Genomic DNA, 24,797 nt, shown 5'->3' with positions numbered 1-24,797 from the left:
TACTGCTGTCAGAAGGAGAGATAACCATACCACGGATGTATGAAAGAGTAAATATCAACTGTGCAGGAGTAAACTCTACACCCCATTAAGGGAGTGGAATTTAAAATTTCATTTTAGGATTATAAAAATTTTATAGTTCTTTACTCGACAAAAAGGGAAAAAAAGTTTAAAATTTTAATATAGATAATATATCTTAACAGGCATAAAAATGTAATAAATGTAAAATACAGGGGGCAGTAAAGTATATATTAAATTTATCATTTATATAACTTTATAGGGCCCCTTTTACTATGATAGCGGGAAGGAAGGATGGCGGGTGAGAAAGAAAGCATTACATAAAGATATACGCCAGGAAATCAAAAGGACTTTACCCAGGTTCCTTTCCCTGTTCCTTATGTCGGCGCTGGGAGTGTCCTTTTTTTCAGGGGTGAGGGCCTCCATGCCGGATATGCTCAGCACTACAGACGGATATCTGGATGATACGGGATTATTTGATCTCCAGGCAGTAAGTACCATGGGCCTTCAGGAGGAAGATCTGGAGGCTGTGCTGGACACAGAAGGAGTGCAGGAAGCAGAACTGTCTTATTCCTCGGACTATCTGTGCGACAGTGAAGGAGAACAGTATGTAGTCCATCTGATGGCTCAGAGTGATATGGCAAAGTGCCAGGCAGAGGAAGGCAGGCTGCCGGAAAAGGCAGACGAAATATTTTTGGATACGGAACTTGCCCAGGCCCTTGGCTGTCAGATCGGAGACAAAATCACTCTTTATGAGGAAGAGCAGGAGGGAGATAAACCGGAAGGGCTGGCATATGGGGAGTTTGAGATCACCGGTATAGGGTCCAGCCCTATGTATCTCTCAATAAACAGGGGCAGCGCCTCTGTAGGAAATGGCCAGGTCACCGGATTTGCCGTGGTTCTGCCGGAGGCCTTTGATATGGAGGTCTATACCCAGATGAATATCCGGCTGGAAGGCGCAGGAACCCTGGAATGTTACTCCGATGAATACAAGGAGCTGGTGAGCAGCGTCCAGGATACTCTGGAAGGGACGGCAGGGGTCCAGTGCCAGTGGAGATATGACCAGATTTATGATGAGGCACAGGGTGAGCTTGCGGATGCCAGAGCCGAGCTGGAAGATGGAAGGGCTACTGCCCAGCAGGAGCTTGCAGATGCCAGAAAGACCCTGGATGATGGCTGGGCCAAGGTCAATGATGGAGAGAAGCAGCTGGCAGATGGAAAACAGCAGCTGGCAGACAGCGAAGCTCAGCTGAACCAGAGCCAGCAGGAGATTAACGATGCAAAAGCCCAGATGGAATCAGCCAAAGCCCAGGCGGAAGAAGGTGCAGCTCAGGTAAGGGCCGGGTGGGCAGAGATTGAGGCAAATGAAGCCCAGCTTAATGATTCAGAACAGCTGCTGTCAGAGAAAAAGGCTGAACTGGAACAGGGAGCGGCAGAATTAGAGGCCGGGAAGGCCCAGCTGTCTGCCCAGGAGGAGGTCTTAAATCAGTCTCAGTCAGAACTGGAAGCCGGAAAGACTCAGCTTGCACAGATGGAAGGGGCACTGGAAACTCTCAGAACAGCAGTGTCAGAACAGGAAGAGGCTATAGGAGGACTGGAAAGCCAGGCGGCGGCTATCCAGGGGCAGATCGATCAGCTTCAGGCATCTCTTGGAACCTCTTCAGACCCTGAAAATCCAGATGGAGAAAGCTCAAATGATGAAGAAATCTTGGCTCAGATTGGAGAACTGGAAGCACAGAAAGCTGCTCTGGAGACAGAAATTCAGAATCTTACAGTGTCTTTGGAAGAGACAAGAGCCCAGCTGTCTGCCCAGGAGACTGCTCTGACTCCCCAGATACAGCAGATTCAGCAGGTAATCGCCCAGGGGGAAGCCCAGCTGTCAGAAGGAAGGAATCAGTTGGAGACAGCCAGGGCTCAGCTGGAGGAAAGCGAAGCTCAGATTACTGCCGGCAGGGAAGAGATTGCTCAGGGCGAGGCAGCGATTGCCCAGGGACGCCAGGAACTGGAGGCTGCTAAGGCCCAGCTGCAGGCGGCCCAGGCTGAAGTAGACAGCGGCCAGGCTCAGATTGCAGCCTATGAACAGCAGATTGCAGATGGAGAGGCCCAGATTGCTTCCGGCAGAGCCCAGCTTGAAGAAGCCAGGGCTCAGCTCCCTGAACAGGAACAGGAGCTGGCAGATGCCAGAAAAGAGCTGGAAGATGGAGAGGCGGATTATTTAGAAGGAAAAGAAGAAGCAGAGGCCCAGATTGCTGATGGAGAACAGCAGATTGCTGATGCAGAGGCAGAGCTGGCAGACCTGGAACAGCCGGAATGGTATCTGAATACCAGAGATGACGTGGTGGAAGATTATGGTGAAATGGAGGACAATGCAGCTCAGATCGGTGCAATCGGCAGGGTCTTCCCGCTGATGTTTTTCCTGGTGGCAGCCCTGGTAAGTCTTACTACTATGACCAGAATGGTAGAAGAGCAGCGGGGCCATATCGGAACTATGAAGGCCCTTGGATACTCCAAAAAAGATATCGCCATGAAATATCTCTTTTATGCAGGCAGCGCTACTTTAAGCGGCGGCGCTGTGGGGATCCTGGTGGGACAGAAGCTGTTTCCTTATGTTATCCAGGTCAGCTATGGAATTATGTATGACTGTCTGAAACAGCCGGATATTCCATACCGTCCGGTGTTTGCTATTCAGGCCATGTTAATATCCTTTGTCTGCATTATGCTGGCAACAGGCTTATCTTGCATGAATGAACTGAGAGAGAGCCCGGCAGAACTTATGCGTCCGGCAGCTCCAAAGGTAGGAAAGCGGGTACTGCTGGAGTACATACCACTTATCTGGAAACGGCTGAATTTTACTACAAAGTCTACTTTCCGGAATATTTTCCGGTATAAAAAACGGCTGTTTATGACAATCTTTGGAATCTCTGCCACTATGGCTCTGCTGGTCACCGGATTTGGCCTGCGGGATTCCATAATCGATCTGGCCGAAATTCAATACGATAATATCCAGCTTTACGATGCAATGATAACTTTCAGCGGTACGGATGAAGAAAAAGAAGACCTGGGACATTGGCTGGAAGATGAGAAAGATGTGGCGGCATCTACTATGGTCCATATGGAAATGGTGGATGTAAGTACGGAAGAAGGAAATGGAGAAGTCTATCTTTGTGTTCCGGAAAATAAGGAAGACTTCCAGACCATGACAGTCTTGCAGAACAGGACCTCAGAGGAAGTCTACACCCTGGACGGCGAAGGAATCCTTCTTACAGAATGGATGGCAGATACCCTGGGGGTAAGTGCAGGAGACAGTATTACCATGGAAAAAGAGGACGGCAGCAGCAGTCAGGAAGTACAGGTCGTGGGCGTGGTAGAAAATTACATTATGAACTATGCATACATGTCGCCCCAATACTATGAGAAAATCTATGGAGAACCGGCTGAGTTTGAGGTAATGTATGCAGAGTTTACTTCGGAGGGGCAGGAGAGAGAGAATGAGCTTGGCTCAGAAATCCTTCAGCAGCCAGGTGTGTATAATGTAAGTTATACTTCTGATACCAAAAGAGAGATTAACGATATGCTTCAGGCCCTGGTGCTGGTAATTATTGTACTGATCGTAACAGCAGCCCTTCTGGCCTTTGTGGTACTGTATAACCTGAACAATGTAAATATTACGGAGCGGCGCCGGGAACTGGCCACATTAAAAGTCCTGGGCTTTTATGATCAGGAAGTGGCGGCTTATGTGTACCATGAGAATATTATCCTTACTCTCATGGGCATTGTGGTGGGTGTAGGACTGGGAACTCTCCTTCACCAGTATATCATTCATACTATCCGGGTGGATATGGTTATGTTTGGTCAGCATGTATCCCTGGTCAGCTTCCTGATCAGCGCAGTGCTAACGGCTGTATTCTCAGCTTTTGTAAACTTTGTTATGTATTTTAAACTGAAAGAAATCAATATGGTAGAGTCACTGAAGAGTGTGGAATAGAAGCCGGACAGAAAATAAAGAAGATGGGGCTGTCGCATTAATCATATGTCATGAATATTTATACATTTTATGCGAATTTGTCGAGCATAGCTTTGAGACCATAGGCTCAAAGCGGCACAGACTGAGCAATAAGATGTATAAATATTCTCGATTTCGATTAATGCGACAGCCCCATTTTCTTAGAAAAACAAAATGCTTACTAAAGCATTTGGAAACTTTTGTAAAGAAAGAATAAATTCTAAGAGGGCTGCGTATACAAGCCATGATGTGTTGTGTATAATGAGGAAAAATTACGAAGAAAGGAAATTACTGAAACTACTATGAACAAAAGAAGAACTTCTGAAAGTCCCAGAAACTCCAGATCTACCAGGGCTTCCCAGCAGGTCAGAAAATCAAGAACACAGTATAGTTCAGGAAATCCTGGAAGTTTCCGAGATTCCAGAGGCTCTCGCTGCAGCGGTTCATTGCAGAAGCCCATGAACAAAAGACGCCAGGAAAAATTAAGACGGCAGAGAAGAAAACGCAACTTGTGTTATGGAATTTTGGCGGCGATAACGCTCCTTGTGTTTTCGTTGACAGTTCTTGGGATCAGCAGGCTGCTGCCGGATAGAGTCCGTGACGGGGCGGAACAGGTCAGTGAAGATTCAGGAACACAGGTGACGACAACTTTAAGCCAGCCGGAGATGAACGCCTCCGGCACGAAGGATTTTTTCAAAGAAATCACGTTAAGAGGCTGGCAGTCGGATTCCCAAGGCATTAGGTACATTGCTGCAGACGGAACTTCTTATGGGAAGGGCTGGCATGATATTGACGGAAGTCAATATTACTTTGATGAAAATGGTTATGTAAAGACAGGCTGGCATGTTATTGATGGAAAAGATTGCTATTTCGATGAAAGCGGAAAATACGACAGTGAGAAAGTAAGGCCCATGATTGCGCTGACTTTTGACGACGGACCGGGGAAGTATACGGAAGAATTATTGGAATGTCTGGAAGAGAACAATGCTAAAGCCACGTTTTTCATGCTGGGCCAGAATGCAGAACGATATCCGAATACGGTCAAACATATGGAGAAACTGGGAATGGAACTGGCAAATCATACTTATGACCATCCGATTCTCACCAACCTTTCCAGTACCCAGGTCTCAAATGAGATTGAGAAGACAAGTAGAATTATTGAGAGGATAGCGGGAAAGGCGCCTGCAAGCATGAGACCTCCGGGAGGCGCTTTTAATCATACAGTAAGGTCAGTCTCCGGCCTTCCTATTATCATGTGGAGCATTGATACGAAAGACTGGAAAACTAAGAGTGAGGATATGACCTATCGATGCGTTATGGATAATGCCAGGGATGGTTCCGTGGTATTGATGCATGACATTCACCAATGGTCTGCAAAAGCAGCCATCCGCATGATACCAGAGCTGGTGGCAAAGGGTTTCAAGCTGGTGACCGTAGAGGAACTTGCCAGGGCAAAGGGAATTACTCTGGAGAATGGAAAAGCATATTACTATTTCGGCGAGGGAACACAGCAGGTAGAATAAAAAAGCTTTATATGGGCGATAAAAGCAGAAGTTCCAAACAGCATTATGGAATGGGATTGTATATTGCAAATACTATTGTGAAACAGCATAAGGGAACACTGACCCTGGGAAATTCCAGGAAAACCGGGGGAGCAGAGGTGGTAATAAAGATACCGCTGTGAGAGGCCTCTGTCGCTGAAAAGCAAATATGCCGGGAAAGGAGAGGCCTGTGCTGCTTACCGAAAGAGGAAATCTTCCTTACCAGCGGGATAACCTTATATAATTACAAAAAGATTAAAGGGGCAAATTATATGTCAGGAACCTTTATACATTTTATGCGAATTTGCCGAGCATAGCTTTGAGACCATAGGCTCAAAGCAGCACAGACTGAGGAGTAAAATGTATAAAGGTTCCTGGTTTTGATTAATGCGTCAGCTTCTTTTATGAAAAAGCAACGAATGTTGTAATGCATAACAGAAGGAATAAGCCGCCCAGAAGCAGCAGTGTGCTGATACCCATCAGGTACAGGAAGACCAGGGTAACGCCTGTGCCTAGGAGCATAAGGATGCCATAGGCTTTCCGGCTGGTATTGTCTTTTCTGTCCAGGACAAAAAGGACCAGCCCCACCACAGCAAGGGCTGTGAGACCGCCTAAAAGAAGTCCGGCCAGCAGACTTCCGTGTCCCGTGAATCTTGTCAGAAATGCAGTGATAAGGGCCACAGGGACTGGGATCCAAGTGATAAGACGATCATCTCTCTGGTTTTTCTTTTCTATTGCAGCAACATGGATTACCATGTCTTTGATACTTTCTTCTGAAAAATCTTCCATTCTTTTTTCCCTCCTTTCGGAATTCATAAGTTCTAAAACCGTAATATCCAAAGCTTCAGCCAGTGGGACAAGAAGGCTGATATCCGGAAAGCCTTTGCCCCTTTCCCAGCGGCTTACGGCTTTATCCGTAACCTTTAATTCCTGAGCCAGCTCCAGCTGAGTCATATTTTTTTCTTTGCGGCAGAGAGCCACAAAAGCGCCGAATTTTTCCGGGTCCATTTCGTCACCTCCCGGAATAAGGATACCGCAAAACCGTGATTTTTAAAACCGACGGATCGTTTACCTGGGGTTTTTTCGTGTCTAATTCAGAAAAAAATGCTGTATTCCACTTATTATCGACCAACCGCTGGTGAAAATTCTTCCGGGTGTACGCAGGTGTGGCAAATCTACAATTTTTGAAATGCCTGTGGAGGAACTTAGGAACCGGGGAATTTCAGATGACCACATTATCCAGAATCGGTACACAGAAATGGATCAGTCGGCAGGACCTTTTTGAACGTGTTGTAAAATATATCATTGAGAATATGGGAAAAACTTTTTCCGCCAGTTCTATTGCCAAGTTTTTGAAAAACGAGCACCGTAACCGGAAAATACTGGACGGCGTATTGGAGAATCTAGGGTAATGAGTATAATTACTTTTAGTTTTTGCAGCAGTATGCTATAATTTTCAGGAAATCATACGAACTTGAAAAACATCTTTTGGTGACATCATGTTCAATGATTTCCTAACATAACGAGCAAAGTATAGAAATGGATTAAAATACGGTTACCGAGAAAAGCTCGGTAACTGCATTAGATGATAAAAGGCTTTGTGATGGAAGATGGGTGTTTGAAGGAGTTCATTCTATCCGTGAAAGTGAGAAAAATATCAAATTCTCTGCTAAATTGATATGGAGAGAAAGAACAATGGAATTTAAAGTTTTCATGCAGGCGGTATATGCCAGGGATTACCAGTCGGCCAGCACAGAGCATTTAAGAAAAAGATAGACATATTTTTGTAAAACGTAATAGGTACAGACAGAGAAAGGAACAAAAAATGGAATTATTGATCATCAGACACGGAGATCCGGATTACAAGATAGATTCTCTTACAAAAAAGGGATGGAAGGAAGCTGAGTATCTTTCCGAAAAACTGGTAAAAATGGACATTCAGGATTTTTATGTGTCTCCCCTTGGAAGGGCCAGGGATACCGCTTCCTGCACGTTGAAAAAATTAAACAGAGAGGCTGTTGTCTGCCCATGGCTGCGGGAATTTAGCCCCAGGATCAACAGACCGGATGTAACGGAGAAGAAAATGATCTCCTGGGACTGGCTGCCTCAGGACTGGACGAAGAATCCGGAATTTTATGACTATGATAACTGGTGGAAGGCACCGGTATTTCAGGAGGAAGATGTTAAAGCTGAGTATGACTGGGTAACAGAAAATTTTGACAAGCTATTAAAGGAACACGGTTATGTGAGAGAAGAAAATTATTACAGGGTTGAAAGGGCTAATAAGGATAAGCTGGCTTTCTTTTGTCACTTTGGTCTGGGATGCGTACTTTTAAGTCACCTTTTGCATATTTCTCCGATGATCCTGTGGCACCATTTCGTGGCGGCACCCAGTTCTGTAACGTCGGTGATCACTGAGGAAAGACGGGAGGGAATTGCATTATTCCGTATGAGGTCCTACGGGGATGTATCTCATCTCTATGCAAAGGGGGAAGAACCGGCTTTTGCCGCCCGGTTCTGCGAAACCTTCGATGATCCTTTCCAGCGCCATGACTGAAAGGAAAGATAGGGATATGACAGACAGCATGGAAAAACTTGCCGGAGTTACTCCGGACATGGAGGAAGGATTTCAAAAGCTGAAAGAAATCTTTGATAAAGAGGTATTTGAGCTTTATATCCGCCAGGGGCAGGGGTATGTCCCCTATATGATGAACGATGCTCTGGAATGTTATCTGGTCCTTACAGACTGCAGATGTACCGGAGAATATCTCACCGGATATGAGTCATGTACTGTGGGATATCTTTCTTTTAAGGAAGAGGAGAAAGTTCTGGTGGTACATCAGGGAGAAGAAAATATTTTTACCCTCTGGTTTCGGGAAATCCAGGTAAAACTGGAAGGATACCAATACCATCAGATCGGACATTTCTGGCTGAAGGAAAAGGGTCAGGAGCAGTGGCGGCAGCTGGTCTATATGCTGGGAACAGTCTATGATAAATATGAGTATTTTGGGGAAGCCATGTGTACCTCAAGGGAACAGGAACTGATGCGGCTTATGGAATTCCGGCCTTTTCGGTATTGGAGTCCTATAAAAGAATCTCTGGATCCTTATTATCCAGATACTGTCCAGGGAGCAGCAGAGATGAGGAGAATCGCCGGTCTGGCGGGAGACAAAGCTATGGCATTTCTGGCAGGAATCTATGAGAAAGTGCCCCTGATTTTCCTGGAAAAGGTGATTATCTACAGAATGGAAAGTCCCTGCAGCCAGAAGCTTTATGAAAAGATCAGAGAGCTGGTCTGTCAAGAATCCATCCAGTACAAAAAGCGGGATTATGGAAAAGAAATGAATGAACGGATAGAAAAGGAACGGCTCCATGTGGAAGATGAGCTGTACCGCCGGGGATTTCGGGGAAAATACCCCAGATTTTCCAAGGAAGGCATGGAGATCCTGGCAGTGGAGGAACATCCCTTTACAGTAGGATTTATGGAGTGGGAGAAATTTGATTTCAGGATCCAGCTTATGGTCAGTGAAGACTTTTCAGGAAAGAAAAAGAGCCTGGGACTGAATGGAGGATTCTTCAAAGGTAAAGGGAGACAAGGACGGATAGAGAGGTAGAAACTTTAGCTGCTGTGGCCTAGAATGAGAAAACATGATTTATTCCCAGAGAAGATCATACCCCCATTTACAGAGGAGATAAAGTATTTGTATGGAAGTATTCTGGATTATAATTTTGGTATTGATAATATATGTTCCAGTGATTACACTAATTTCATTTGTACGGGCGCTTTTTTGCCTAAGAAGGGGAAAAACATATGCCAAAGAAAAACTCAAGGATACTTTCCTGCATTTTTTCTTTGAACTGTTGAATCCTTTTAACTGGTTCCTGTAAAATACATAGGAATCCTAATTTGCAAAGGAGGACTTACTATGAAAAAGATAGGATTAGGCATTGCGATATTACTCTTTGCTATCGTAATTTCTCTTTCTTCATCAGGAATGGGATTGCTTACTATGGGAATAGGCGTTGTGGGATTGATTTTTTCATTCATTGGCTTTATAGAACGTGAGTAAAGCAACTTCCAGTTTTTACAGCAAAATGACAGGATTAAAAAATACAGAGAGCCTCAGGGTGAGAGTAACCTTGCCGGGGGTTCTTTTTCTGTCTGAAAAACTTTTCTGGAAAAAGTGAGATTTTTTCCTGGCCTTTCGGGTATTATAGGTGAAAGGCTTTTCACAATAGGAAAAGAACAGGGCGCCTGCGAGGTATGAAACAGTGGAAGAAATCAGATATATTGAAATTGTGGCTCAGTATCAGGATATGGTTTACCGGATTGCTCTCCATGACTGCAGAAACAGTCATGACGCAGAAGATATTATGCAGACAGTTTTTATGAAGCTCTATCAGAAAAATCCGGAATTTGACAGCCAAGAGCATCTGAAGCACTGGCTGGTCCATGTTACAGTGAATGAATGTAAAAGGCTGATTGCCTCTCCATGGAAAAAGCGAATGGAGTTTGTCCAGGAGAAAGAGAAAAAAGAACAAGGACAGGCCGGAGCAGAAGGATATGAAAGAATAAGGGAAAAAGAGCTTCTGGAGCAGATTTTCCGGCTGCCCAGAAAATACCGGGTTCCCATCTATCTGTATTATTATGAAGAATATTCCGTGGCAGACATTGGGGATATGCTGGGAAAAAGTCCTTCCACCATTCAGACCTGGCTTTCCAGAGCACGTAAAAAGTTGAAAAAACTGCTGGAGGAGGTTAAATATTATGAATGAAGAGTTTCCAAAAAAAATTTATCAAAAGGCCTGCGGCCACCTGACACCTTCCAGTGGAGCTGTGAAGGAGGTTTATAAAATGACAAAGCCGAAAAAATATCCAAGATTGAAAAGAAAAGCATTTGCAGGTGCAGCAGCAGCTGTGGTGCTGACCTGTTCTTTATCTGTAGGAGTTCTGGCGGCTTCTGATACAGATGTCCGACAGCTGGCAGGGGAAGCGGCCCAGCAGATTGCTATGGTGTTTAAGAATCTGACGGTAGACAAAGAGGCTTCCACTCCCTATGAGACGGTGCTTCACGCCGAGGACGGCACCCAGATCACTGTGGTCCATGAATATGGTGAAGATGGAGAATATTATGTGACGCTGGTCTATCATGAAGACAGCGGACGGCTGGGCCTGAACATAGGTGATACGGAGATTGATATTACAGATCAGCTCAGGGAAAACGGAATTTATACCCAGGACTATACCTTTGAGGGGCAAGAGAGAAGACTAACCGTCACCGGAACTCCGGAAGAGCCTCAGTTGGAAACAGAGATATTGGTTAAGTAATAAAGGGGGATTCTTTGGGGAATACTGTTTTTACAGGCGGCATCAGGCTATACACAGGGCTGTCATGACCTGGCCGATGCTGTAAAAAGAGAAAACAGGAAAGAAGGGATTATGATGGACGCACAGACCAGAGGACTTCTGCGGGAGTGCAGCCTGGGCTGCAAAATGGCCATCAACAGTTTTGACCAGATGAGAGATTATGTGAAGAACGAAGAGCTGAAAGAACTGATGGATACTTATGACAAGAAGCACAAGGCTTATGAAGAAAAGGCGGCGAAAATGCTCATGGAAGACGGCAGCAAGGAAAAAGAGCCGGGAATGATGGCATCCGCATTTTCTAAAATGACCACGGAGATGAAACTGATGATGAAGGACGACAGCAGCCAGGTGGCAAAACTGGTCATGGACGGCTGCAATATGGGAATCCAGACTCTGGGAGGCTATATCAATGAATACAAAAATGCCTCGGGACAGAGCATGAACCTGGCAAAGGATATTGTGCGTACAGAGGAATCTTTAATGAAGGATATGCAGAAGTTTCTGTGATCAGTGCAGGGCGCTATTTCTAGCGCCCTGTAAACATTTCCATATCTTGTATAAGGTTTTTCAGATTGGTTTTCAAAACTTTGACGATTTCCAGAATAATATATTTTTCCTGAGGAGAACAGTCTTCTAAAAGCTCTTGGATCTCCTTGTCCAAAATTACAGAAGAAGCGGATACATTTCCGCATACCAGTTCGTCTATAGATATTTGAAGCGCATTGGCAATGGAAAGGATACATTGCAGACTAGGCTTTGTCTGGGCATTTTCCACTTTGCTGATATGCTGAGGGGAATAATGGCTGGCTTCCCCCAGGTTTTCCTGAGTCATTTCCGCAGCCTCTCGATATTTTTTGATTCGTTTGCCAATCTTTTCATAATCCATCTTTTGCAACCCTGGGAGTTTTTTATATTATATGCATAAATTCTTCTTATGGTGAATGTACTATAAGGAGAGATTTTCTATATAGTTTAAAAAAGGGATAAAAATAGAATTTCAGCTTTTCTATTCTTTAAGGGATTTTTCTGCTACAATAGGATTTGTACATGATGCGTTTGGAGATATCTAAGGAGGATTATGAATAAATTTGAAATACTAAAACAGATTTTTGGATATGATACTTTCCGGGAAGGGCAGGAAACTTTGGTAGACAGTACCCTTTCCGGACGGGATGTGCTGGGGATCATGCCTACGGGAGCAGGCAAGTCCCTTTGCTTTCAGGTGCCGGCTCTTCTTTTTCCGGGCATTACTGTTGTGGTCTCGCCCCTGATTTCCCTGATGAAGGACCAGGTGTCTGCCCTGAATGCGGCAGGAGTCCATGCAGCTTACATAAACAGCTCCCTTACAGAAGGACAGTACAGGAAAGCTATGGAGCTGGCCAGACAGGGCAGATATAAGATCATCTATGTGGCCCCGGAGCGGCTGATGACAGAGTCTTTTCTTTCTCTGATCCAGGCAGTGGAGATTTCCATGGTGGCAGTAGACGAGGCTCACTGTATTTCCCAGTGGGGTCAGGATTTTCGCCCAAGCTATTTAAAAATTGTGGATTTTATCAGCCAGCTTCCCCGTCGCCCGGTAATCGGGGCTTACACAGCCACGGCTACGAAAGCAGTAAGAGAAGATATTCTCTGTATCCTGGGCCTCCAAAATCCCAAGGTTATGGTTACGGGCTATGACAGGAAGAACCTGTATTTTGCGGTGGAAAAGCCTAAAGATAAAATGAATGCCCTGCTGGAATATCTGAGGAAAAATCCGGAGAAAAGCGGCATTATCTACTGTAATACCAGGAAGACAGTGGAAGAAGTACAGGAAGCCCTTCTTGGGGCAGGTTACTCGGCAGTACGTTATCACGCAGGGCTTTCTGACAGGGAAAAGAAGGAAAACCAGGAGGAGTTTATCTATGACAGAAAGCCCATCATGGTGGCTACCAATGCCTTTGGCATGGGAATTGACAAATCAAATGTCCGGTTTGTGATCCATTATAATATGCCTAAGGATATTGAGAGCTATTACCAGGAAGCAGGCAGGGCCGGGCGGGATGGAGAGCCTGGAGAATGTATCCTTTACTATAAAGCTCAGGACGTAAAGATGAATGAATTTCTGATCCAGCAGCAGGGAAATGAAGAACTGGATTTTGAAGAACAGGCTCTTATCCGGGAGCGAAATATGGAGAGGCTGCGGAAAATGACTTTTTACTGCTTCACCAATGAATGTCTCAGAGAATACATCCTCCGATACTTCGGAGAATACGGAGGCAATTACTGCGGAAATTGTAAGAACTGCCTTACGGAATTTGAAGATCTGGATGTGACGGAAGAGACAAGAAGTATCCTGGGGCTTGTAAAATCTACAGGAGAGCGGTATGGGATCGTGGCCGTCTGCGATGGAGTACGCGGGGCCAGGACAGAGAAAGTCCGGCAGTTTGGACTGGAGGAAAATCTACATTACGGGGAACTGAATAAAACAACTAACGCCCGTATCCGCCAGATCATCAATGATCTGCTGGTGAAAGATTATCTGGTTCTTACTTCAGGAGATTATCCAGTGCTGAAATTGGGAGAAAAGGGAAGGGATTTCCTGAAAGGGGAGAAGCCGGAAACAGTAGTCTTGAAACTTCCCAGGCAGCAGGAAAAAGAAGAGAGCAGACCGAAAAAACAGAAGGCAAAGAGAAACGAAGAAACCAAATATCCTCAGCTCTTTGAAATGCTGCGGCAAAAACGGTATCAGATGGCCCAGGAGGCTCATATACCGCCTTATATTATTTTCTCCGATAAGACTCTTCGGGAAATGAGCTCCTATCTTCCCGTAACAAGAGAAGAGATGTTAGAGATCAATGGCGTGGGAAATAATAAATACCAGAAGTATGGCAAAGTATTTTCTGATATTATTAAAGAATTTATAGAAGAAAACCATATTGAAAAAGAGTAGCGGATATAGAAGTTTATTCCCGCGAGGTTTTTGACTACAAGGAACAGGAGATAAAAATGGAAAAGGAATATCTGATTCGGGAGAAGCCTTTAAAAGCTTTGTTATTTTTTGCTTTTCCTATGATCATAGGAAATTTGTTTCAGCAGTTTTACACCATGGTGGACTCTGTTGTGGTGGGAAGGTTTGTGGGGGAGAATGCCCTGGCGGCAGTGGGAGCCTCTTACTCTCTGACTAATGTGTTTATATCCATTGCCATTGGCGGCGGAATGGGGGCTTCGGTGCTGACCAGCCGGTATTTCGGCGGCAGAAACTATAAAAGAATGAAGACTTCTGTGAGCACGGCACTGCTTTCTTTTCTGGCGGTGAGCATTGTGCTGGGAGGAGCGGGACTTCTCTTGGGAAAAGAGATCATGGAACTTCTGAACACGCCGGAGAATATTATGGAGGATGCCACGGAATATCTGAATATTTATTTTATTGGGCTGCCTTTCCTGTTTATGTATAATGTGCTGGCATCTATGTTCAACGCTCTGGGAAAATCCAGGATTCCGCTGTATCTGCTTATTTTTTCCTCGGTGTTTAATGTAGTGCTGGATGTGATCATGGTGTGCAGCTTTCACATGGGGGTGGCAGGTGTGGCCTGGGCAACTCTGATCGCTCAGGGAATCTCTGCGGTTATGGCTTTTTTGATTTTTGCAGGGGAAATGAAAAGCTATGAAGGGGGAGAGCAAAGCCAATGGTTTGACAAAAGGGAATTGGGAGAAATGTGCAGGATTGCCCTTCCCTCCATCCTCCAGCAGTCTACAGTCTCTATCGGCATGATGCTGGTCCAGTCTGTGGTGAATAGTTTTGGGGCCCAGATGCTGGCAGGATACTCTGCGGGAATGCGGATTGAAAGCATCTGTATCGTACCCATGGCCGCCATGGGAAATGTGATGTCTTCCTATACTGCCCAGAACCTGGGGGCAGGGAAACAGGAACGGGCAGTGAAAGGGTATCATACGGCTTATGGGATTGTTTTTGGATTTGGAATCCTTCTCTGTGTGATCCTGGAACTATTCTACAGACCTCTTATAGCCATGTTTCTGGGAGAAGAGGGAACGGTCCTTGCCATGAACACCGGTATGTCCTATATGCGGTTTATTGGATTTTTCTTCAGCTTTATCGGTCTGAAGATGATTACAGATGGTCTTTTAAGAGGTGCAGGAGATATGAAGGTGTTTACCATTGCCAACATGGTGAATCTCTGCATCCGGGTAGTGGTGGCGGTAACCATGGCCCCCAGATTCGGTATTGCTTTTGTGTGGTATGCGGTTCCTATGGGATGGCTGGCAAATTATCTCATATCTTTTGCCAGGTACCGGACAGGAAAGTGGAAAACAACAGGAAGAGGATAGAAAATAATGGAGCAGAAGATAAAAATACAGCTGGAAAATTTTGAGATTGCTCAGATCCACCGTTCAGGACAGTGTTTCCGCATGGAAGATCTGGGAGAGGAAAGGTTCGGGATTCTGGCGGCAGAAAAGTATCTGGAAATCTGCCAGCATGGACAGGAATGTGAATTTTACTGTTCCCGGGAGGATATGGAAGGATTCTGGAAGGACTATTTTGACTTGCAAACAGACTATGGAAAGTTTATACGGGAGATTGACGAAAAAGATCAGTATCTTGCAAAGGCGGCCCGGCTGGGACAGGGCATCCGTATTCTTCACCAGGACCTGTGGGAGATGATCGTGTCATTTCTTATTTCCCAGCAGAACAATATCCCCCGGATACGCAGGTGCATTGCCAATATCTGCGAAAGATACGGGGAGAGGCGGCAGAACAGTCAGGGGAGAACTTATGATACATTCCCCAGGCCGGAAGCCCTGGCAGAGGCCAGGGAAGAGGATCTGAGGGACTGTAATCTGGGATATCGGAGCCGGTATATAAAGAAAACAGCCAGAATGGTCATGGACGGAGAAATTTCTCTGGAGGCAGTCCGGAATATGAAGTATCCGGAAGCCAGAGAAGAACTGCTGAAACTTTACGGAGTGGGAGAGAAGGTGGCAGACTGTATCTGCCTCTTTGCCCTTCATCAGATGGAGGCTTTTCCTGTAGATACCCATATACGTCAGGCCCTGGAAAAACACTATCCCCAGGGATTTCCTTTTGACAGATACAAAGACTGCAGCGGCGTGATGCAGCAATACATATTTTATTATGAACTTTTTCAGTAGACATAAAAGAGGACCAGAAAAATATTTGGAGGCGAGAGAGATGAAAAATGACAGGTCGATCCACCGACGGGTTTTTCACTATGCACATACAGGAATCGATATATTATATCGTGATCTTCAAATTTCCGGGAAGGGATATGACACTGAGCAGATTGAAAAAAGACGCCGTCAGTATGGCAGTAATCTGTTAGCAGGACGAGCCAGGGACTCTGTTTTATATCGACTGAAGAGAGCCTTTATCAATCCGTTTACAATTATTTTATTTATCTTAGCGGTTATTTCATTTATAACAGATGTGATTCTTGCATCAAATTTCAGCCGGGATCTGACTACAGTTATGATAATCCTGTCTATGCTGCTGGTCAGCGGAATAATGCGCTTTATCCAGGAAATGCGTGCAAAACGTATTGCAGATCATCTGACAAGTCTGCTCCATTCTACTGTGACTGTACGCAGAGATGGAGAATGGAAGGAGATTTCTTCTTCAGAGCTGGTGGTGGGAGATGTAGTCCGTCTTTTTGCCGGAGACCGTATTCCGGCAGATATACGTCTGACATGGACAAAGGATTTGTTTGTCTCACAATCGGTTATTACAGGAGAAAGCGCCATACTGGAAAAAGATGCCGGTATCCTGCCCATGGAAAGATCAAAAACTTATAACCAATACAGCAATATTGGATTCATGGGCTCCTCTGTGACTGGGGGAGCGGCAGAGGGGGTGGTACTGGCAGTAGGACAGGATACGGTTTACGGAGGTTTCTCCGGGGAAGAATCAAATCGAAAAAACAGATTTGACCAGGGCGCTAACTCTATTGCATGGGTACTGATCCGCTTTATGGCAGTATTGGTCCCGGTTGTTTTCGCAGCCTGGGGACTGACAAAAGGAAATTGGTTTTCTGCATTCTTGTTCGGGCTGTCTGCAGCGGTGGGACTGACGCCAGAATTGCTGCCTATGGTTATTAATGCCTGTCTTGCAAAGGGCTGTGCTGCCATGGGACAAAAACAGACTGTAGTGAAAAACATCAATGCCATGCAGGGATTCGGCAGCATGGATGTACTTTGTGTAGATAAGACAGGTACCTTGACAGGTGACAGGATTTTGCTGGAATACTATATGGATATTCTGGGAAATGAAAGTGAAATGGTGCTGGACTATGGTTACCTGAACAGTCTGTATCATACTGGAGTGGCCAACCATCTGGATACCGCCGTCCTCAGATGCCGGGAGATGCCAGAGCATGAAACTCATTTTGCTGAACTTGCCCGACAGTATCTGAAACTGGATGAGCAGCCATTTGATTATGATAGAAAGTTTGCCAGTGTCCTTGTAAAGCACAAAGGTCAGAACCTGCTGATCGTCAAAGGGAGTATAGATGATGTATGCAGACGCTGCCGTTATATTGAGTACAAGGGAAAACGAAGCCTGATGGAAACGGACGGTTTTTCCAGTATCCATGCCATTGTGGATGAAATGCTGGAGGACGGCATGAAGGTTCTGGCAGTGGCTTATAAGAAAACAGATAGAGAAGAAATGGATGCAGGAGATGAACAGGAACTGACTCTTTTGGGGTATCTGGCATTTTTTGACGCGCCTAAAAAAACAGCCACTGACGCAATCCAAAAGCTGAAAAACCTTCATGTGGAAATCAAAGTACTGACGGGAGACCAGAAGGATGTTACGGCGTCTGTCTGCCGGCGTCTGGGAATCCAGGAGGGACAGATCCTGACTGGCAGGGAAATGGATACCCTGTCAGAAGACGAAAAGATGATCCGCATTGAAAATACAGCGGTTTTTGCAGAACTGTCTCCGAAACAAAAGGTCACAATCCTCCAAGTCTTGCAGGAAAACGGACATACCATCGGATTTTTGGGAGATGGAATGAATGACCTGCCTGCGATAGTGGAATCAGATGTGGGAATTTCTGTAGATACGGCGGCAGAAGCTGTTAAAGAGAGTGCAGATGTAATTTTATTGAAGAAGGATCTGAATGTATTGGAGGAGGGGATTTTGGAAGGACGAAAGGCCTTTTCCAATATGTCCAAATATATCAGGATTACGGCCTCTTCCAACTTTGGCAATATTTTATCCATTGTAGCTGCAGGCATATTGCTGCCCTTTTTTCCAATGACTTCTGTGCAGCTTCTGCTCCTGAATCTTCTTTACGATACCCTTTGTCTTGTCCTTCCCTGGGATCATGTGGACCAGGATGCCTGCTCAAAGCCCTTAGAGTGGTCCGGACGGACTTTAGGGCGTTTTATGAGATTTTTTGGCCCTATCAGTACGATCTTTGACCTTCTGACTTTTGTATTCCTGTTTTTCGTCTGCTGTCCTGCAGTATGCGGCGGCAGTTACTGGTCATTATCCGGGACTGCTGAACAGGCCAGATTTATAGCTCTTTTTCAGACCGGATGGTTTTTGGAATCTATGTGGTCTCAGACCCTGATCCTGCATTTGCTGCGGACGAAAAAAATACCTCTGTTCCAAAGTAAGCCCTCCCCTCCCATGATGCTGGTCACTACACTGGGAATCCTGCTTTTTACTGTTTTGACCTTTACCCCTCTGGGAGAGCTGATCGGTCTGACAGCTTTGCCGCTTTTCTATTTTGGCTTTCTGATAGGGGCCGTACTTTTGTATTTACTGCTGGTTACTCTGGCAAAAGGCTGGTATGTAAAAAAATACCATGAACTGTGTTAAGGAAAGGAGGAGTCTCACATGAAAAAGAACATTGGCCTGATCAGTCTGGATTCCTCCCTGCTTAAATGGCTTCATGAAAAACTGCGGATTTCCGCACCAGATATTCAGGGGAAAGAAGAACTGGCAGAAGGGATTGAAGACTTACTGAGCGGAGCCTCCAGCTCCCTTATGCTGGAACTGGGAGATGGAGAAACGCCACTGCCTGTAAATGATGTCATCCAATGCGGAAATCTGGCCATTTATGCAAGATCTCGAAAGGTAACCCGGGATAACGGGGAAATATCACTGACACCTAAGGAATTTGATATTTTATATTTTCTGGCCCGGAACCGGGGAGAGGTTTTTACAAAAGAGCAGATATATCAGGCAGTATGGGAAAGCAGTTACCTGCTGGATGACAGCAATATTATGGCGTTTATCCGAAAACTCAGGAAAAAGATTGAACCAAATCCAGACGCTCCCGAGTATATTTTGACCATCTGGGGCATAGGATATAAATTCAACGACAGGCTTTAAACTTTAATTCTTAACAAATCGCAAGGAAATCGCAAGATTTTAGTCATGTGATCTTCCCTGCGTTTTTTTTATACTATTTTCAGATAATAGGGGAAGGAGGTAAGAACCAATGAATATGAAAAAAAATCCTCAGGCTGCTGACATGACCTTAGAAAAAGTAATCCTGGACAGAGAAGAAAATCGCTGCATTCAGACTGCAGCCATGAGCTCTGTTAAGGCAGTGCTGAAAAATCTGCATACCACGCTGCGGGGACTGGATGAGGAGGAGGCAGCCGCCAGCCGCAGTAAATATGGGACGAACAGGGTGACCCACGAAAAGAAAAAATCTCTGCCAAAACGCCTGGCCGGTGCGTTTCTGAATCCATTTACGGCTATTTTACTCTGTCTGGCAGCGGTATCGGCTATTACGGATATGATATTTCCCTGGTTTTCTATGTTTGGCAATACGCCGGCAGATTTTGACTGTCTGACGGTAGTCATTATTCTCACAATGGTATTGATTTCCGGTACTCTTCGATTTATTCAGGAATCCAGAAGCGGCAGCGCTGCTGAAAAGCTGCTGGCTATGATTACCACTACTTGTACGGTCAGCCGCAAAGGAGAAAAAGCAATGGAAATTCCTATGGATGACCTGGTAGTCGGTGATATTGTACACTTGTCAGTAGGAGATATGATCCCTGCAGATATAAGGATTTTGGATGCAAAAGACTTATTTGTCAGTCAGGCAAGTCTTACCGGCGAAAGTGAACCTGTTGAGAAAACGCCTGAAATAATGCAAACGGAGCAGGACGCCATTACAGACTACAGCAATATAGCCTTTATGGGGAGCAACGTTATTTCCGGCAGCGCAACGGCAGTTGTCGTCCGTGTAGGGGACCATACCCTCTTTGGGACAATGGCTTCTGCAGTAGCTGAAGAGGCAGTAGAAACCAGTTTTACCAAAGGGGTTAATGCAGTTTCCTGGGTACTGATCCGTTTTATGATGGTCATGGTCCCTCTGGTGTTTTTTGTTAATGGCATAACAAAAGGAGACTGGCTGGAAGCCTTCCTGTTTGGCATTTCTATTGCAGTTGGCCTGACACCGGAAATGCTCCCCATGATCGTGACCACCTGCCTGGCTAAGGGAGCCGTATCTATGAGCAAGAAACAGACGATTGTCAAAAACCTTAATTCTATCCAGAATTTCGGTGCCATAGACATTCTCTGTACAGATAAAACCGGAACTCTGACCCAGGATCAGGTTGTGCTGGAATACCATTGGAACGTAGACGGAAAAGATGATGCAAGGGTACTGCGCCATGCTTACCTGAACAGCTATTTTCAGACAGGATATAAAAACCTGATGGACCTGGCGATCATCCGCAAGACTGAAGAAGAGGAATCTGAAAATCCCCAGCTTGCAGATCTGTCTGAAACCTATGTGAAAGTGGATGAAATCCCTTTTGACTTCAACCGCCGCCGTCTGAGCACTGTGGTACAGGATAAAAAAGGAAAGACACAGATGGTTACTAAGGGTGCAGTAGAAGAAATGCTTTCTATCTGTACATTTGCAGAACGGGGAGGACAGGTAAGGCCCTTGACGGATGAAATCCGCAGAAGGATTCTAAGAACAGTAGATGATCTGAATGATAATGGATTCCGTGTTTTAGCCATTGCGCAGAAGAGCAATCCTTCTCCGGTGGGAGTATTGGGCGTCAAGGATGAATGTGATATGGTATTGCTTGGCTACCTGGCTTTCCTTGACCCTCCTAAGGAATCCACAGCAGATGCGATCAGGGCTCTCAAAGAGTATGGCGTCACAACAAAGATCCTGACAGGAGATAATGATAAAGTCACCCGCACGATCTGTAAACAGGTAGGTCTAAAAGTCCGTAACATGCTTCTTGGCCCGGATATAGACAATATGAAAGACGAAGAGCTTGCGAGAGCAGCAGAATCAACAGATGTATTTGCAAAACTGACGCCAGATCAGAAAGTCCGGGTGGTTTCCATCCTCCGGGAAAGCGGGCATACCGTAGGCTATATGGGAGACGGAGTGAATGATGCAGCCGCTATGAAATCAGCGGATATCGGTATTTCCGTTGATACTGCCGTAGACGTAGCAAAAGAATCGGCAGACATTATTTTGCTGGAGAAAGACCTGATGGTCCTGGAGCAGGGAATTATCGAGGGTCGAAAAACCTATGCAAACATGATCAAGTACATTAAGATGACAGCCTCTTCAAATTTCGGAAATATGTTTTCTGTTCTGGCAGCGTCAGCGCTGCTGCCGTTTCTTCCCATGATGAGCGTGCAGCTGATTTTCCTCAATCTGATCTATGATCTGTCCTGCACGGCAATTCCCTGGGATAATGTAGATGAAGAGTTCCTGCGTATACCTCGTAAATGGGACGCTTCTTCTGTGGGCAGTTTTATGGCCTGGATCGGGCCTGCCAGCTCTATCTTTGACTTTACAACTTATATTTTCATGTACTTTATATTCTGCCCATTGTTTGTGTCCGGAGGTGTTTTGTATAACAACCTGGAAAATCATTTCAGCGGTGCCGAATTGACTCAAATGCAGACTGCTTACGCTGCTATGTTTCAGGCTGGATGGTTTGTGGAATCTATGTGGAGCCAGACACTGGTTATCCATATGATCCGTACACCCAAGATTCCTTTTATACAGAGCAGAGCTTCTGTTCCTTTGACTATGCTTACCTGTGCGGGAATTGCAGTGCTTACAATCATTCCATTTACAGTTTTTGGCACTTTGCTGGGATTTGCACCCCTGCCCATAAGCTATTTTGCTTATCTGCTCCCGTGTATCCTGCTGTATATAGCATTGGCGACCAGCCTGAAGAAGGCATATGTACGGCGCTATGGTGAACTGCTTTAAGAAATAGAGGATAAAATATGGTCTTTCCGCGTAAAATAAAAGAAAAGGCCGGAAGGTGAAACATGAAGATTTTAGTTTTCCTTTCCCAGATCAGTATCCCTCTGGTAATTTTTTACATTGTGTCCTATGGACTGCTGAATAAATGCAAAGTATATGAGGAATTTGTAAAAGGAGCGAAAGATGGGCTGAAAACAGTAGTGGGAATCCTTCCTACCCTGATCGGGCTCATGGTGGCCGTGGGAGTCCTCAGGGCTTCCGGATTTCTGGATCTCATAGGAGAGGGAATCGGGAAGATCACAGAATATGCTGGTTTTCCAGGAGAACTGGTGCCTCTGACTATCGTACGGATGTTTTCTTCCAGTGCAGCTACCGGCCTGGTCCTGGACATTTTTAAGGAGTTTGGAACCGACTCCCGGATAGGCCTCATCGCTTCGATCATGATGTCATGTACAGAAACTATTTTTTATACAGTTTCTGTATACTTTATCGCAGCCAGAGTGAATAAGACCAGATATACCATAGCAGGGGCCCTATTGGCTACTTTTGGAGGAATTGCAGCCAGTGTGGTCCTGGCGGGGCTGATGCTCAGGTAAACAGATCAGAGATATAAAAACTGAGAGACAGGTGGATTCCTGGCTCTCAGTTTTTTGCTATACAATAAAATCTGATTCTGCTATAATAAAAACATAGTTGTGCCGCGTTAACATAGTAAAAATGAAAAATATTGACATAAAAACTCTATAATGATAATATGGTAGCACGTTAAAGTGAAGGGGACAAAATCATGAGATATTATGACAAAATAACACCAGACGGAACCAGGGACCTTCTTTTTGGAGAGTGTGACCAGCGTTCTCAGGTGACAAAAACATTAAAAGACCTGTTTGTGGCTCAGGGTTATCGCAGAGTAATGACGCCGGCCCTTGAGTTCTATGATGTCTTTGGGAAAGCGGCGAAATACCTGCCCAAGGAATCCATGTATAAGCTGACAGACGCCAAAGGAAGACTGATGGTGCTCTGCCCGGACTGTACGGCTCCGGTAGCCAGACTGACAGCTACAAGGCTGAAAGGACTGCCGAAACCGCTGAGACTTTACTATAACCATAATATATACCGGGGATTTCCTGAGAGAAAAAGCAAGAGCGTAGAGATTAACCAGGTGGGGATCGAACTTATCGGCGGCTCGCCTCTGCGGGGAGACCTGGAGGTGGTAGAGCTGGCGGCCAGAAGTCTGGATAAAGTCAGCGAAGGAAGATACCGTCTGGAGCTTTGCCATATCGGATATTTTAAGGCTATCATGGACAGCCTGGATGCTGACGACGATACCAAAGAAGAAATCCGCCAGCTGGTGGAGCAGAAGAACTATGCAGCTCTGTCAGATATTCTCGGAAAAGCCAAAGATAACAAGGCGGCCAGAGCTCTCAGAAGGCTGCCAAGACTTTTCGGAGGAGCAGAGGTTTTCCAGGAAGCCTACGAACTATTTGACGAAAACGGCGCCAGAGAAAGCCTGGATTACTTAAAGCAGATTTACGAATACCTTCAGGAACTGGGACTGGGTGACAAGGTACTGATTGACCTGGGTCTGGTAAATCTGGCAGAGTACTATACAGGGATCATATTCCGGGGATATTTCCGGGGACTGGGAGAACAGGTTCTGTCAGGAGGCAGATATGATACACTCCTGGGACAGTTTGGAGAAGACCACTGTGCCATTGGATTTGGTTTTAATGTGGATCTTGCCAGCCAGGGAAAAGAGCCGGAACCGGAGCCTGTGCCGAAAATCCTGGTCTTTACCCAGGATCTGAAGTATATTCCAGCCAGCGTTCAGTACCGGAAAGAACTGGAGGAGAAGGGGATCATGGCGGAAAACAGTGTCTTTGACACATTGGAGGAAACTCTGGAATACGCCAGAAAAAGAGGAATCCTCCGTGTCCATCTGGTAGGGGAGAAGATTGAAGAATATCAGATGGAGAAAGGAACCGGGGAAAATGAGACCAATTAGAATCGCACTGACAAAAGGACGTTTGGAAGATAAAACTGTAGAGATGCTGGAGCGTCTGGGATATGACTGTACCAATGTGAGAGAAAAAGGAAGAAAACTGATCATGCCTGTAGGGGACGGTTCCCTGGAGATCGTGCTTGCAAAGGCAGCGGACGTAGTGACCTATGTGGAGACGGGAGTCTGCGATATGGGCGTGGTGGGAAAAGATACCATTATGGAAAAGGGAGGCACCTTTTATGAGGTAGCGGATCTGGGATTCGGAAGATGCCGTTTTGCTCTGGCCGCATTAAAAGGAACTGATATTTACCAGGGGTACCGGACCAGGACTATTGCCAGCAAATATATGAATGTGGCAAAAAGTTTTTTTGAAGGGAAAAATATGGACGTGGACCTTGTGAAGATTGAAGGCTCTGTAGAGCTGGCCCCTGTCCTTGGTCTGGCCGATGCCATTGTAGACATTGTGGAGACGGGAACCACATTGAGAGAAAATGGATTGGAAGTTATTGAGGACATCTGTCAGGTCAGCGCCAGACTGATCGTAAATATTGCCAGTATGAAACTGCGGAAGAAAGAAATCGAAGAACTGATCGGCAAGGTGGAAAAAGATATAAAAGCAAAAGAAAAAAATTGA

General features: G+C 45.4%; 21 protein-coding genes. 19 read left to right on the top strand and 2 right to left on the bottom strand.

The window, feature by feature from the left end; genetic code table 11:
• Nucleotides 1-316 precede the first annotated feature (316 nt).
• From B5G33_RS12920 to B5G33_RS21140, 3 genes are all read left to right on the top strand, one after another.
• Nucleotides 317-4,000: an ABC transporter permease gene (locus B5G33_RS12920; RefSeq protein ID WP_087417918.1), complete on the top strand. Its 3,684-nt coding sequence runs from the start codon at nt 317-319 to the stop codon at nt 3,998-4,000.
• A 320-nt stretch (nt 4,001-4,320) separates the two neighbouring features.
• Nucleotides 4,321-5,541: a polysaccharide deacetylase family protein gene (locus B5G33_RS12915; protein WP_242974699.1), complete on the top strand. Its 1,221-nt coding sequence runs from the start codon at nt 4,321-4,323 to the stop codon at nt 5,539-5,541.
• An 11-nt stretch (nt 5,542-5,552) separates the two neighbouring features.
• Nucleotides 5,553-5,702 (top strand): ATP-binding protein, encoded by a 150-nt coding sequence (locus B5G33_RS21140; protein WP_162614063.1) that lies wholly within the window; start codon nt 5,553-5,555, stop codon nt 5,700-5,702.
• Nucleotides 5,703-5,961: 259 nt separating this feature from the next.
• Here B5G33_RS21140 and B5G33_RS12910 read toward each other — a convergent pair whose 3' ends face one another.
• Complete coding sequence (locus tag B5G33_RS12910; RefSeq protein WP_087417917.1) at nt 5,962-6,567, bottom strand: helix-turn-helix domain-containing protein; 606 nt, start codon at nt 6,565-6,567, stop codon at nt 5,962-5,964.
• Nucleotides 6,568-6,725: 158 nt separating this feature from the next.
• Between B5G33_RS12910 and B5G33_RS21370 the strand changes: the two genes are divergently transcribed.
• The 7 genes from B5G33_RS21370 (at nt 6,726) to B5G33_RS12880 (ending at nt 11,434) form a co-directional block, all read left to right on the top strand.
• A complete protein-coding gene (locus tag B5G33_RS21370; protein ID WP_158229619.1) occupies nt 6,726-6,971 on the top strand; it encodes a hypothetical protein in 246 nt (81 codons plus the stop codon).
• Nucleotides 6,972-7,384: 413 nt separating this feature from the next.
• On the top strand, nt 7,385-8,116 hold the full coding sequence (locus tag B5G33_RS12905) for a histidine phosphatase family protein (protein WP_087417916.1): 732 nt from the start codon (nt 7,385-7,387) through the stop codon (nt 8,114-8,116).
• Nucleotides 8,109-9,173, top strand: a complete 1,065-nt coding sequence (locus B5G33_RS12900; protein WP_204247389.1) for a DUF3878 family protein — start codon at nt 8,109-8,111, stop codon at nt 9,171-9,173. Before B5G33_RS12905 ends, B5G33_RS12900 begins: the two co-directional genes overlap by 8 nt.
• A 312-nt stretch (nt 9,174-9,485) precedes the next feature.
• Entirely contained in the window at nt 9,486-9,629 is a 144-nt protein-coding gene (locus B5G33_RS21695; protein ID WP_204247388.1) for a hypothetical protein, read from the top strand.
• Between the two features lie 202 nt (nt 9,630-9,831).
• A complete protein-coding gene (locus B5G33_RS12890; RefSeq protein WP_242974698.1) occupies nt 9,832-10,335 on the top strand; it encodes an RNA polymerase sigma factor in 504 nt (167 codons plus the stop codon).
• Nucleotides 10,328-10,888 carry a hypothetical protein gene (locus tag B5G33_RS12885; RefSeq protein ID WP_087417913.1) on the top strand — a complete coding sequence of 187 codons (561 nt, stop codon included), beginning with the start codon at nt 10,328-10,330 and terminating at the stop codon, nt 10,886-10,888. The genes B5G33_RS12890 and B5G33_RS12885 overlap by 8 nt, the downstream gene beginning before the upstream one ends.
• Before the next feature lie 111 nt (nt 10,889-10,999).
• A complete protein-coding gene (locus B5G33_RS12880; RefSeq protein WP_242974697.1) occupies nt 11,000-11,434 on the top strand; it encodes a hypothetical protein in 435 nt (144 codons plus the stop codon).
• A 19-nt stretch (nt 11,435-11,453) separates the two neighbouring features.
• Here the strand turns inward: B5G33_RS12880 and B5G33_RS12875 are convergent, their stop codons facing one another.
• The gene (locus B5G33_RS12875) at nt 11,454-11,813 is read right to left on the bottom strand and encodes a helix-turn-helix domain-containing protein (protein WP_087269287.1); all 360 of its coding nucleotides are present in this window, start codon (nt 11,811-11,813) and stop codon (nt 11,454-11,456) included.
• A 192-nt stretch (nt 11,814-12,005) separates the two neighbouring features.
• Between B5G33_RS12875 and recQ the strand changes: the two genes are divergently transcribed.
• The 9 genes from recQ (at nt 12,006) to hisG (ending at nt 24,797) form a co-directional block, all read left to right on the top strand.
• Nucleotides 12,006-13,856 (top strand): DNA helicase RecQ, encoded by a 1,851-nt coding sequence (gene recQ, locus B5G33_RS12870; RefSeq protein WP_087417912.1) that lies wholly within the window; start codon nt 12,006-12,008, stop codon nt 13,854-13,856.
• A gap of 56 nt (nt 13,857-13,912) precedes the next feature.
• A complete protein-coding gene (locus B5G33_RS12865) occupies nt 13,913-15,253 on the top strand; it encodes an MATE family efflux transporter (RefSeq protein ID WP_087269293.1) in 1,341 nt (446 codons plus the stop codon).
• Nucleotides 15,254-15,259: 6 nt separating this feature from the next.
• Nucleotides 15,260-16,075, top strand: a complete 816-nt coding sequence (locus tag B5G33_RS12860) for a DNA-3-methyladenine glycosylase family protein (protein ID WP_087269296.1) — start codon at nt 15,260-15,262, stop codon at nt 16,073-16,075.
• Between the two features lie 40 nt (nt 16,076-16,115).
• On the top strand, nt 16,116-18,770 hold the full coding sequence (gene mgtA / locus B5G33_RS12855; protein WP_087417911.1) for a magnesium-translocating P-type ATPase: 2,655 nt from the start codon (nt 16,116-16,118) through the stop codon (nt 18,768-18,770).
• Between the two features lie 18 nt (nt 18,771-18,788).
• The gene (locus tag B5G33_RS12850) at nt 18,789-19,286 is read left to right on the top strand and encodes a winged helix-turn-helix domain-containing protein (protein WP_087269302.1); all 498 of its coding nucleotides are present in this window, start codon (nt 18,789-18,791) and stop codon (nt 19,284-19,286) included.
• Nucleotides 19,287-19,395: 109 nt separating this feature from the next.
• Nucleotides 19,396-22,164, top strand: coding sequence for a magnesium-translocating P-type ATPase (gene mgtA / locus B5G33_RS12845; RefSeq protein WP_087417910.1), 2,769 nt, complete (start codon nt 19,396-19,398; stop codon nt 22,162-22,164).
• Between the two features lie 62 nt (nt 22,165-22,226).
• Entirely contained in the window at nt 22,227-22,757 is a 531-nt protein-coding gene (locus B5G33_RS12840; protein ID WP_087417909.1) for a spore maturation protein, read from the top strand.
• Nucleotides 22,758-22,948: 191 nt separating this feature from the next.
• Nucleotides 22,949-24,166 (top strand): ATP phosphoribosyltransferase regulatory subunit, encoded by a 1,218-nt coding sequence (gene hisZ, locus B5G33_RS12835; protein ID WP_087417908.1) that lies wholly within the window; start codon nt 22,949-22,951, stop codon nt 24,164-24,166.
• On the top strand, nt 24,153-24,797 hold the full coding sequence (gene hisG / locus B5G33_RS12830) for an ATP phosphoribosyltransferase (RefSeq protein ID WP_087269314.1): 645 nt from the start codon (nt 24,153-24,155) through the stop codon (nt 24,795-24,797). Before hisZ ends, hisG begins: the two co-directional genes overlap by 14 nt.

The organism is Blautia sp. An81 (assembly GCF_002161285.1).
GTDB classification, from domain to species: Bacteria; Bacillota; Clostridia; order Lachnospirales; family Lachnospiraceae; genus Blautia; species Blautia ornithocaccae.
The sequence above is the reverse complement of the archived record's forward strand: the minus strand, read 5'-3'. Positions and strand labels throughout refer to the sequence as shown.